12 protein-coding genes are annotated in these 11603 nt (G+C 62.0%); 9 read left to right on the top strand and 3 right to left on the bottom strand.

Features of this window, described 5'->3' with window-relative positions; all coding sequences use genetic code 11:
- The first annotated feature begins 48 nt into the window (after positions 1–48).
- Complete coding sequence (locus BN3544_RS05295; protein ID WP_026036578.1) at positions 49–1038, top strand: tripartite tricarboxylate transporter substrate-binding protein; 990 nt, start codon at positions 49–51, stop codon at positions 1036–1038.
- Positions 1039–1112: 74 nt separating this feature from the next.
- Here the strand turns inward: BN3544_RS05295 and BN3544_RS05290 are convergent, their stop codons facing one another.
- Entirely contained in the window at positions 1113–2021 is a 909-nt protein-coding gene (locus BN3544_RS05290) for a LysR family transcriptional regulator (RefSeq protein ID WP_019429575.1), read from the bottom strand.
- Between the two features lie 124 nt (positions 2022–2145).
- Here BN3544_RS05290 and gcl point away from each other — a divergent pair, with 124 nt between their 5' ends.
- The 8 genes from gcl (at position 2146) to BN3544_RS05250 (ending at position 9973) form a co-directional block, all read left to right on the top strand.
- A complete protein-coding gene (gene gcl / locus BN3544_RS05285) occupies positions 2146–3936 on the top strand; it encodes a glyoxylate carboligase (protein WP_019429576.1) in 1791 nt (596 codons plus the stop codon).
- An 82-nt stretch (positions 3937–4018) separates the two neighbouring features.
- A complete protein-coding gene (gene hyi / locus BN3544_RS05280; RefSeq protein WP_019429577.1) occupies positions 4019–4831 on the top strand; it encodes a hydroxypyruvate isomerase in 813 nt (270 codons plus the stop codon).
- Between the two features lie 52 nt (positions 4832–4883).
- Positions 4884–5810 carry a 2-hydroxy-3-oxopropionate reductase gene (locus BN3544_RS05275; protein ID WP_036074932.1) on the top strand — a complete coding sequence of 309 codons (927 nt, stop codon included), beginning with the start codon at positions 4884–4886 and terminating at the stop codon, positions 5808–5810.
- The gene (locus tag BN3544_RS05270; RefSeq protein WP_019429579.1) at positions 5807–7153 is read left to right on the top strand and encodes a glycerate kinase type-2 family protein; all 1347 of its coding nucleotides are present in this window, start codon (positions 5807–5809) and stop codon (positions 7151–7153) included. Before BN3544_RS05275 ends, BN3544_RS05270 begins: the two co-directional genes overlap by 4 nt.
- A gap of 265 nt (positions 7154–7418) precedes the next feature.
- On the top strand, positions 7419–8045 hold the full coding sequence (locus BN3544_RS05265; protein WP_019429580.1) for a Crp/Fnr family transcriptional regulator: 627 nt from the start codon (positions 7419–7421) through the stop codon (positions 8043–8045).
- Positions 8046–8118: 73 nt separating this feature from the next.
- Positions 8119–8457 (top strand): thioredoxin family protein, encoded by a 339-nt coding sequence (locus BN3544_RS05260; RefSeq protein ID WP_026036580.1) that lies wholly within the window; start codon positions 8119–8121, stop codon positions 8455–8457.
- 10 nt (positions 8458–8467) lie between these two features.
- A complete protein-coding gene (locus BN3544_RS05255; RefSeq protein ID WP_026036581.1) occupies positions 8468–9508 on the top strand; it encodes a DMT family transporter in 1041 nt (346 codons plus the stop codon).
- 42 nt (positions 9509–9550) lie between these two features.
- A complete protein-coding gene (locus tag BN3544_RS05250) occupies positions 9551–9973 on the top strand; it encodes an SRPBCC domain-containing protein (protein ID WP_019429583.1) in 423 nt (140 codons plus the stop codon).
- Here BN3544_RS05250 and BN3544_RS05245 read toward each other — a convergent pair.
- Together BN3544_RS05245 and guaD are read right to left on the bottom strand one after the other, a co-directional pair.
- Complete coding sequence (locus BN3544_RS05245; RefSeq protein ID WP_019429584.1) at positions 9970–10203, bottom strand: oxidoreductase-like domain-containing protein; 234 nt, start codon at positions 10201–10203, stop codon at positions 9970–9972. The two genes, BN3544_RS05250 and BN3544_RS05245, sit on opposite strands and share 4 nt — an antisense overlap.
- A 30-nt stretch (positions 10204–10233) precedes the next feature.
- On the bottom strand, positions 10234–11589 hold the full coding sequence (guaD, locus tag BN3544_RS05240; RefSeq protein ID WP_019429585.1) for a guanine deaminase: 1356 nt from the start codon (positions 11587–11589) through the stop codon (positions 10234–10236).
- Positions 11590–11603: the final 14 nt, after the last annotated feature.

Here is an 11603-nt window from a genome sequence, read left to right as displayed (position 1 = left end):
TTTCCTGATGAATGAATGTTGATCTCTTAATCTTTGAAAGGTTTGACCATGCGCTTCCAACTTTTGCCGATTTCCTTCGCTTGTGCATTGATCTTCTCTGCGAATGTGTTTGCACAAGACTACCCCTCGCCCAGCAAACCCATCACCTTCGTGTTGCCCTATGCCGCAGGCGGCCCCACCGACAAAGCCGCACGCGATCTGGCCCAGGCCATGAGCAAGGCCATGGGCGGCCACAGCATCGTGATCGACAACTCGGCCGGGGCTTCGGGCTCGATTGGGGCGAACAAAGTGGCCAAGGCCTCTGCCGAGGGTTACACGCTCTTATTCACGCACATTGCACAAGCGACCTTGCCCACTTTTTTCCGCAACTTGCCCTACAACGTCGAAAGAGACTTTGAGTACCTGGGTTTGGTGAGTGAGAACCCGATGAACCTGATCGGCCGCCCCAGCCTGCCTGCCAACAACATGACCGAGTTGGTGAGCTGGATCAACGCCAACAAGGGCAAGATCAACATCGCCAATGCAGGCCCCGGCTCGGCATCGCATCTGTGCGGCATGCTGTTCCAGTCCACCCTCAAGGTGGACATGACCTCGGTGCCCTACAAAGGCACGGCCCCGGCCATGACCGATCTGATCGGCGGTCAGGTGGACCTGATGTGTGACCAGACCACGACCACGATCCCTCAGATCGAAGGCAAGAAGGTCAAGTCCTTCGCGGTCACCACGTCCGCGCGCTTGAGTTCGCCTGTCCTGAAAGACATGCCGACCATGCAGGAAGCCGGGCTCAAGGACTTCACCGTCACGATTTGGCAAGGCCTGTATGCGCCTAAGGGCACGCCAGCAGCGGTGCTGAAAAAGCTCAACGATGCCCTCAAGGTGGCGGTCAAAGACCCGGAGTTCATCCGCAAGCAAGACGCTGGTGGTGCCTCGGTCATCAACGACGCACGCAACGAACCGGCCGGGCACAAAGCCTTTGTCATGTCCGAAGTGGCCAAGTGGGCGCCGGTCATCAAGTCGGCGGGTGTGTACGCCGATTGATCTTGTAGGGTCATGCGGCGTGGTGCCTGCCACGCCGCAGCCTTCGCCGCCGTGCTGGCAAGCGGGCCGCCGTTTCAGCCTTGGAGCCAATAGCCCGGTTGGGAATATGTTTTCTTCAGGTGCTCGATGAAAAAACGCACCTTGGCGGGCAGATGCCGTTGTTGCGGGTACACCGCGAGGATGTCGTAGGCGGGCAGGGCAAACTCGTCCAGCACGGTGACCAGCTCGCCGCTTTGGAGCTGTTTTTGAATCTCCCAGGTGGAGCGCCAGCCCAGGCCCAGACCTTCGCTGACCCAACGGTGCAGCAGTTCGCCATCGTTGCAGTCCAAGTTGCCTTCCACCTTCACGGTTACGGTTTTGCCGTCTTTCTGGAAGTACCAGCCGCGCTGTTGCCCGCCTTGCAGGTTGAAGGCCAAGCAGTTGTGTTGGCGCAGGTCTTCCAGGGTACGGGGTTTGCCGCGTTTTTTGAAATAGGACGGGGTGCCGCACACCACGCGCTGGTTGGTGGCCAGGTGGATGGCCACAAAGTTCGGGTCAATCTGCCCACCGATGCGCAGGCCCAAGTCATAGCCCTCCCGCACCAGATCAACTACGCGGTCGGTCAGGTTGAATGAAATTTGCACCTGCGGATTGGCCTTGAGGAAGGCGCTCGCGTGCGGTGCCACATGCAGGCGTCCGAACGCCGCTGGGGCCGAGACGATCAGGTGGCCGCTGGCACGCTGGTGCTGTGAGGACACGGCTTTTTCGGCCTCATCCCAGCGGGCCAGCAGCTGGCGGCACTCGTCCAGATAACTGGCGCCCTGGTCGGTCAGCGTCAGTCGGCGGGTGGTGCGGATCACCAGTTGCGTGCCCAAGCGTTGCTCCAGCGCATTTAGGCGCCGCCCCATCATGACCGGCGTCACGCCCTCGGCCAGGGCCGCAGCGGCCAGGCTGCCGTGGGCCATCACCCGCACAAAAGCGTCGATTTCCTTGAAGCGGTCCATCGCGAACTCCGGTTAATCCAATACGCGGAGTATCGAATGAAAGTATCTGCAATGCAATTCCCAAACGCATTGTCGATCAATAGCATCAAGCCCAGTTTGATTCAACTTTGCAAAAGGAAACCCGATGACCCGCATGACTGCTGTCGAAGCCGCACTTTGCGTGATGGAAAAAGAAGGCATATCCCAGGCCTTTGGTGTGCCGGGGGCCGCCATCAACCCGCTGTATGCCGCGCTGCGCAAGCGCGGGCAGATCGCCCATGTGCTGGCTAGGCACGTCGAGGGGGCCTCGCACATGGCCGAGGGTTACACCCGCGCCCGGGCCGGCCAGATCGGCGTGTGCATTGGCACCTCGGGGCCGGCCGGGACTGACATGATCACGGGCCTGTATTCGGCCATGGCCGACAGCATCCCGATCCTGTGCATCACCGGTCAGGCTCCCCGGGCGCGTTTGTACAAGGAAGACTTTCAGGCGGTGGACATCGAGAGCATTGCCAAGCCGGTGACCAAGTGGGCGGTGACGGTGCGCGAGGCGGCCCAGGTGCCATGGACTTTCCAGCAAGCCTTTCATCTGATGCGCTCGGGCCGCCCCGGCCCGGTGCTGATCGATTTGCCAATCGATGTGCAGTTGGCCGAGATCGAATTCGACATCGACACGTACACGCCGTTGCCGGTGTACAAACCCGCCGCCAGCCTGGCCCAGATCCACAAAGCGCTGGACATGTTGATGAGCGCCGAAAAGCCCTTGATCGTGGCCGGTGGCGGCATCATCAACGCCGACGCCAGCGACTTGCTGGTGGAGCTGGCCGAGATCACGGGCGTGCCGGTCATCCCAACGCTGATGGGCTGGGGCAGCATTCCCGATGACCATCCCTTGATGGTGGGCATGTGCGGCCTGCAGACCAGTCACCGTTATGGCAACGCCACGATGCTGGCCAGCGACTTTGTGCTGGGCATCGGCAACCGCTGGGCCAACCGCCACACCGGCTCGGTTGATGTCTATACCCAGGGCCGTCGCTTTGTACATGTGGACATCGAGCCCACCCAGATTGGCCGTGTGTTCATGCCCGATTACGGCATTGTCTCGGACGCCAAGGCGGCGCTGCAATTGTTTGTGCAGGTGGCGCGTGAGCGGCGTGCGGCGGGCACCTTGCGCGACTACAGCGACTGGGCCGAGCGCTGTGCCGAGCGCAAGCGCCTGATGCTGCGCAAGACCCACTACACCGAGACCCCGATCAAGCCGATGCGGGTGTACGAAGAGATGAACAAGGCCTTTGGGCGAGAGGCGGTGTACGTCAGCACCATTGGTCTGTCGCAGATCGCCGGGGCGCAGTTTCTGAACGTGTTCGGGCCACGCCAGTGGATCAACTGCGGTCAGGCCGGGCCTTTGGGCTGGACGATTCCGGCGGCGCTGGGCGTGGTGGCCTCGGACCCCACCCGCACGGTGGTGGGCCTGTCGGGTGACTACGACTTCCAGTTCCTGATCGAAGAGCTGGCCGTGGGTGCGCAGTTTGGCCTGCCCTATGTGCATGTGCTGGTGAACAACAGCTACTTGGGCCTGATTCGGCAGGCGCAGCGCCAGTTCGACATGGACTACTGCGTGCAGCTGGCCTTCAACAACCAGAACGTGGACGACCCCGCGCTGCAAGGTTATGGCGTGGACCACCATGCGGTGGTGCAGGGTCTGGGCTGCAAGGCCTTGCGCGTGACCGACCCCGAAAAAATCGGCGATGCGCTGGTGCAGGCCCAGGCCATGGCCAGGCAGTTCCGAGTGCCAGTGGTGGTGGAGGTGATTCTGGAAAAAGTGACCAACGTGGCCATGGGCACCGAGATCGACCGCATCAACGAATTCGAAGCGGTGGACTGCCGCCACCCCGAAGGTTTGAAGGGCCTGGAGCTGGCGGGATTGCTCGAATGAGCAGTGCCTGATTAGCGTGCCTTGATCCTCCCGCGCCCATGGATGCTGCGGCAGCCGTTTTGATTTTTTCAGGAGATTTTCCGTGCCCCGTTTTTCAGCCAACTTGTCGATGCTTTTCACCGAACTGCCTTTTCTTGACCGTTTTGACCGTGCGGCCCGCGCCGGTTTTGAGGGGGTGGAGTTTTTGTTCCCCTACGACCACCCTGCCGAAGAGGTGGCCAAGGCCCTCCAGGACAGTGGCTTGAAACTGGTGCTGCACAACCTGCCTGCGGGCCACTGGGGGGCGGGCGAGCGCGGCATCGCGTGCCACCCCGATCGGGTGGTGGAGTTTTGCGAAGGCCTCAACCTGGCGCTGGACTATGCCCGGGTGCTGGGCACGCCGCAGCTCAACTGCCTGGCGGGCGTCTTGCCGATAGGTGTGGACCCTGACCAGGCCCAGGCCACGCTGGTGAACAATTTGCGCCAAGCTGCGGCCACGCTAGGCCGCAAAGGCGTGCGCCTCTTGATGGAGCCGATCAACACCTTCGACATCCCTGGCTTTTTTGTCAACCGCACGGCGCAGGCCTTGCAGATCATGGACGAGGTGGGCTCGGACAACCTGTACCTGCAATACGACATCTATCACGCGCAACGCATGGAAGGCGAGTTGTCGGCCACTTTGCAAAAAAAGTTGCCCCGCATCGCCCATGTGCAGATCGCGGACAACCCCGGGCGACACGAGCCGGGCACCGGCGAAATCAATTACCCGCATCTGTTCCAGTGGCTCGATGCGATCGGCTACACCGGCTGGGTGGGCTGCGAATACAAACCCCGCAACGCCCAGCCGGGCGGCACGGAAGCCGGCCTGGGCTGGGTGTACGCGCTGAATGCGAGCGAACCCGCTTGTGCCGTGTGAGCCTGTTGAACAGACCCCCATCCAGCAAGGAAACAAGATGACAAAAAGTGGCATGAAAATCGGCTTCATTGGCCTGGGCATCATGGGTGCGCCCATGGCCCTGAACTTGCTCAAAGCCGGGCACATGATGTTTGTGCAGACGCGCAGCAAGCTGCCCCAAGACCTGGTGGAGGGTGGCGCCACCGTCTGCACCAGCGCCAAAGAGGTGGCCAAGCGGGCCGATGTGATCATCACCATGTTGCCCGACACGCCCGATGTGCAGGAGGTGCTCTTTGGCGAGCGTGGTGTGGCCGCCGGGCTCGAGGGTGCCCCGCTGGGCAGCGATGGCTTGCCCAAGCTGGTGATCGACATGAGTTCGATCAGCCCCATGGCGACGCAGAAAATGGCCGAGCGCATCCACGCCCTGGGCGCTGAGCACCTGGACGGTCCGGTCTCGGGCGGCGAGGTCGGGGCCCGGGCTGCCAGCCTGACCATCATGGTGGGTGGGCTGCCGCACAGCTTTGAGCGTGCCCGGCCCCTGTTTGAAACCCTGGGCAAAAACATCACCCATGTGGGCGGGCATGGCGACGGCCAGACCACCAAGGTGGCCAACCAGATCATCGTCGCGCTTAACATCGAAGCGGTGGCCGAGGCGCTTTTGTTTGCCAGCAAGGCCGGGGCCGATCCTGCCAAGGTGCGGCAGGCCCTGATGGGTGGCTTTGCCGCCAGCCGGATTTTGGAGGTGCACGGCGAACGCATGGTCCAACGCACTTTCAACCCCGGCTTTCGCATCGCCCTACACCAAAAAGATCTGGCCCTGGCCCTGCAAGGCGCCCGCGAGATGGGGCTGTCTTTGCCGCACACGGCCAGCGCGGCGCAACTCATGCAGGTGTGCGCCGGGCATGGCCTAGCCGGCTTGGACCATTCGGCGTTGTGCCGCAGTCTGGAGATCATGGCCGGGCATGATATTGCACCCGGAGACGTTACCATTCAGGCATGAATGCACCGACACCTTTGACACCGGGCGCTGCTCCAGGCGTTGACAAACTTTCGCCCTTGCTTTTGTTGCGCCACCTCTACGACGTGGGGGTGCAACGCGCCTTGCCCCTGCACAACACCGCTGCCCACTTACCACCACCGCCCAAAGGGCGCACGTTGGTGTTGGGCGCTGGCAAAGCCGGCGGGGCTATGGCCCAGGCTGTCGAGGCTTTGTGGCCCCAAGACGCGCCGCTGTCTGGGCTGGTGGTCACGCGTTACGGCCATACGCCACCGCGCCCGGCAGGTTTGCCTGACCGCATCGAGGTCGTAGAGGCTGCGCATCCGGTGCCCGATGCGGCTGGCCTTCAAGCGGCCGAGCGGATTCTGGCACTGACCCAAGGCCTGACGGCCGATGACTTGGTGTTGTGTCTGATTTCGGGCGGCGGCTCGTCTTTGTTGACCTTGCCCGCAGACGGCATCAGCCTGCAAGTCAAGCAAGACATCAACCGCCAGTTGCTGGCCAGCGGGGCCAATATTTCAGAGATGAACTGCCTGCGCAAACACCTGTCGCGCATCAAAGGCGGGCGTCTGGCCGCAGCCTGCGCGCCAGCGCGGGTGGTCACACTCACCATCAGCGATGTGCCGGGGGACGATCCTTCAATCATCGCCAGTGGCCCCACTGTGCCCGATGCCAGCACCTGCGCAGACGCGCTGGCCATCTTGCAGCGCTATGCGATTGCTGTGCCGCCCGAGGTTTTTCAGTCCCTGCAATCGGGCGCATGGGAAACGCCCAAACCCGGCTCGCCTGTGTTTGCAGGCCATGTGGTCAACATGATCGCCACGCCCCAGCAGTCGCTGGAGGCAGCCGCCGAGGCGGCCCGGGCAGAGGGCCTTCATGCCTACATCCTGAGCGACGAAATCGAGGGCGAATCGCGCGAGGTCGGCAAGGTGCACGCCGCTTTGGCGCGTGCAGCGGCCAAAGGTCAGGGGCCATTCATCAAGCCTTGCGTGATCTTGAGTGGTGGCGAAACCACGGTGACCATCAAACCCCAGCCTGCAGGCAGCCCACGCGCACGAGGTGGCCGGGCGGGCGAGTTTTGCATGGGCTTGGCCCAAGCCTTGCAGGGTCAGCCCGGTGTGTGGGCATTGGCTGCCGACACCGATGGCATTGACGGTATTGAAGACAACGCCGGGGCGCAAGTGAGCCCTGATACTTTGGCCCGCGCGTTGGCACTTGGCCACAAGGTCGACGAACACCTGCAGCGCAATGACGCCTATGGCTTTTTTGAACCCTTGGGTGATCTGGTCATCACGGGCCCCACGCACACCAACGTGAACGATTTCCGGGCGATTTTGGTGGTTTGATGCTGTTGCCGCCATGCACCGAAGGCATGGACCCCTGATCAGGTCGGGTGTGACAATGGGCCCCCTTTTGTCTCGACCGCACGGTCAGGTCGGGTGTATCTCAAGATGCCCCGTTTGTCATGCCCGCGCACGCGGGTATCCATTTTGGCGAAGGCTTGGACAATTGATCAAGTGCAGGAAGTCCCGGGCGTTGCCCGTTCTGCGAGTGCGTTATTGATTTGTGTCAAAGCCACAGACCGCCTGCTCTGGCACATTCGGTCTCATCATGTTGGATACCACTTTGACCCCTTTGTCCCAGCCCTTTGCTACCCAGGCAGCAGGCACCGTCTTGCTGCACCGTGGCGATGCAGCTGATCGCATCGTGCATGTGTTGCAAGGCAAAGTGATGGTGGGTGTGATGACCGATGGCGACATGGCGCACCAGTTGGGTGTGGTCGAAGGGCCATTTTGGCTAGAAGCCGCTTCAGGCTTGCTGGGCTTGCCCCACGCGGTCGATGCGGTGGCTGAAACAGAGGTTCGTTTGCAATTCGTGAACGCACCAGATTTTTGGGCTGAGGTGCATGCAATGCCCGAGGCCTCGCAAAACCTGCTCCTAGACATGGCGCGTTCGCAGCGCCAGCAAACTGAAATGGCCGTGAGCCGATTGGCCAAGGACGCTGATGCGCGATGCGCAGAATGGCTCTTGCGACATGCCAAGCCCGATGAACTGGTCGGAGGGTTGGCTGTCAAACTGACCGAGCGCAAACGCACGATCGCAGCCCAGTTGGGCATGGCTCCAGAAACCTTTTCCCGTGTGCTTCGCCACCTGCGCGATCGCCAGCTCATCAGTGGTGCAGGTCGCGTGCTGGGCTTGCCCAATCCGCAAGCACTGCGCGAGCTGGCCGGGGTTTGACCGTTTTCGTGGGTGGTGGCTGACTCGCTCGGCTTTATGATTTGGTGTTTCTCTTTTTCAGTAGACCCCCGTCATGGCCACAACCACCCCTTACCTCAGCGAAATCGAAGCCCTCAGCCGCGCCGGTGTGGACGCCTTGCACGGCCTGACCTTGCTCGAATTTGGTACCGACTGGTGCGGCCACTGCCGCGCCGCACAGCCCGCGGTAGCGCAGGCACTGGCACAGCAGCCACAGTGGCAACACCTCAAAGTAGAAGACGGGCCGGGCCGTGCGCTGGGGCGTTCTTTTCGCGTCAAGCTGTGGCCGACATTGCTCGTTTTGCGTGAGGGCCGGGAGGTGGCCCGCGTGGTGCGCCCTACGGCTGTGCAGGACGTGCTGACCGCCTTGGGGTCTGAAGCCTCACGGAATTAACACGATGTTGATGAACCGGAGCGTGGGTGTGGCGCTGGGTGCTGCCGCCTTGTTTGGAGTCAGCACGCCTTTGGCCAAGTGGCTGGTCGGCGAGGTGCAGCCCCTTTTGCTGGGGGGCTTGCTGTATCTGGGCAGTGGCCTGGGTTTGGCGCTGATGCGCTTATGGCGTGAACGAGGTTGGCCAGCTTCTGGGCTGTCGCCCTACGAATGGCCATGGCTTGCAGCTGCGATTTTGTTTGGCGGGGTGCTCGGGCCGGTGGCGTTGATGTTCGGTTTGACCCAGACCAGCGGCTCGGTGGCCTCTTTGTTGTTGAACCTCGAGGCTGTTTTGACGGCGGTGCTGGCCTGGCTGGTTTTCAAGGAAAACGCAGATCGACGGGTGGTTTTGGGCATGCTGGCCATCGTGGCCGGTGGTGTGGTGTTGTCCTGGCCCACGGGGCAGATGGCCGCTTCTGACGGGTTGGGCCCTGCGGCCATTGCTTTGGCGTGTTTGTGTTGGGCCATCGACAACAATCTGACGCGCAAAGTGTCGGCATCGGATGCGCTCTTCATTGCCAGCACCAAGGGCTTGATTGCAGGCGGTGTGAACACCGCCATTGCTTTGGCACTCGGTTTGAGCTGGCCCGACTCGTCTACCTTGCTGGGCATCATAGTGGTCGGATTGCTGGGGTATGGCGTCAGCTTGGTGTGGTTTGTGATGGCCTTGCGGGGTTTGGGCGCGGCACGCACAGGGGCTTATTTTTCAACTGCGCCGTTCATGGGCGCGGCCGTGGCGGTGCTTTTTTTGGGCGAAACCACATCGCCCTTGTTCTGGTTGGCCAGTGCCTTGATGGGTTTGGGTGTCTGGTTGCACCTGAGTGAACGGCATGACCATGAACACACCCACGAACCGCTGGAACACACGCACCAGCACCGACATGACGAGCACCACCAGCATGCGCATGACTTTGCTTGGGATGGCGAGGAACCCCACAGTCATGGGCATGCTCACCAAGCCTTGATGCACAAGCACCTGCATTTCCCGGATATTCACCATCGGCACGGGCACTGAGCGCACCAGGGCAAGTGCTGCCGCAGATAAAAGGACGCCATCGTGAACACCTTCGAAAACAGTCGACATTTCGCCTGCACCACGCAGGCTATTTTTGATGCCATCCAAAACCCCGAGCGGCTGGCCCGCTGGTGGGGGCCGAGTGGCTTTACCAACCAGTTTGAGGTCTTTGATTTTCGCGCTGGCGGGCGCTGGGTGTTTGACATGATCGGGCCGGACGGCACGCGGTACGCGAATGAGTCGGTGTTCTTCCACATCGAAGCCGACCGGCAGGTGGTGATTGACCACACCTGTGCGCCTTTGTTCAGGCTCACCATCACGCTGGAGCCCGAAGTTGGTGGCACTCGGGTGCACTGGTTACAGGTTTTTGACGATCCGGCGTTTGCGCAGGCCATGAAGCACATTCTGGAGCCTGCCAATGCGCAGAACCTGGAGCGACTGGGCTTGGAGTTGGGTCGGGTTTAATTGAGCAAAGCGCCCGCGTCTTCGTACCAAAACATCAGCGCCGCGTCATAGCTTTCCCATACACAGCCGTTGCAGCCACGGCCACAGCACGAGGTGGGTTCGGGGGGAGGATCTCTGAAGTCCTGGCCCGCAGCCTGCAGGCGCTCTTGAAATTGCGCAATGCCCCGGCGCACAGCGGCGCGTTGGGAGGCGTAGGGGTCGATGATGGGGTGGTCGTTGCCTTCGGTCATGCCTGATTGTCGGGCAAGATTTAGACGTTTTCAGGGGCTGAAGCTGCTGACCTGCGACGCGATGTTGACGGTTTGGCCTTGTACCACCGTGTGCGCAATCAAGCGCTCATCGCCCAGCACGATCATGGCGAACAGCCATTCGGCCAGGGTCTCGGTTTGTGCGGTGCGCCGCGCCAGCAGCGGCGTGGCTTTCGGGTTCAGCACCACGAAGTCGGCTTCACAGCCGGGCAAGAGATTGCCGACTTGGCCGCTCAGGTCCATCGCCGCGGCAGCGCCCGCCGTGTGTTGCCACCACAGGTGTTCAGGTGCGAGGCTGATGCCAGGATGCCCCACACTTTGCCGTGCGACCGTGTAGGCCGCGTGCATGGTGTGAAATGGGCTGAAGCTGGTGCCGCCACCCACATCGCTGGCCAAGCCGTAGCGCAGACCGGCTGCGTCGGAGGCGGCGTAGTTAAAAAAGCCGCTGCCCAAAAACAGGTTGCTGGTGGGGCTGACGGCGGCGGTCGCGCCCACTTCGGCCATGCGGCGGCGGTCGGTGTCGTCCAGATAAATGCAGTGCGCATAGACCGAGCGCTGGCGCAGCAGGTTTGCGCGGTCGTACACATCGAGGTAGCTGCGTGCTTCGGGGAAGAGTTCGAGCACCCAGCGGATTTCGTCCAGGTTTTCGGCCACATGCGACTGGATCCACACATCGGGGAATTGCTGCGCGATCTCGCCCGCACCGTGCAATTGCTTGGGCGTGCTGGTGGGCGCAAAGCGCGGCGTGATGGCGTAGCCCAGGCGGTCCACGCCGTGCCAGCGGCGAATCAGGTCTTCGGTCTGGCGCAGGCTCAAGGCCGTGTCGGTGTCGCGCAGGCCGTCGGGGCTGTGGCGGTCTTGCAGCACCTTGCCAGTGACCATGCGCAGGTGGCGTTTTTGGGCTTCGGCCATGAACACATCGACCGATTCAGGGTGCGCGGTGGCAAAGCACAGGGCGGTGGTGACACCGTGGCGCATCAGCTCGTCCATGAAAAATGCGGTCACTTCGTGGGCGTAGGCAGGCTGCGAAAAATGCTTTTCGTGCGGAAAGGTGTAGTGCTCCAGCCAGGGCAACAGGCCCTCGGCGGGTGAGCCGATCACGTCGGTTTGCGGGTAGTGGATGTGCAGATCGACAAAGCCGGGCGCGATGCACAGGCCAGGCCAGTGGGTTACGGGCAGATCGGGGTATTGCGCCGCCAGTTCGCGGTAAGGCCCGAGGGCCTGGATGCGAACGATGCCGTCGGCCTCGCGGGCGGTGACGAGTAAGCCATCGGTTTCGTGGCGGGCTTGGGGCTGCTCGGCTTGGGTGAACCAAAGCAGGCCAGCACGCCAACCTTGCAGATTGGTCAAAGTTTTTTCGGGGCGCATGGGCGGGCAGGTGA

Source organism: Limnohabitans sp. Rim47 (genome assembly GCF_001517545.1).
Taxonomy (GTDB): domain Bacteria; phylum Pseudomonadota; class Gammaproteobacteria; order Burkholderiales; family Burkholderiaceae_C; genus Limnohabitans_A.
The sequence above is the reverse complement of the archived record's forward strand: the minus strand, read 5'-3'. Positions and strand labels throughout refer to the sequence as shown.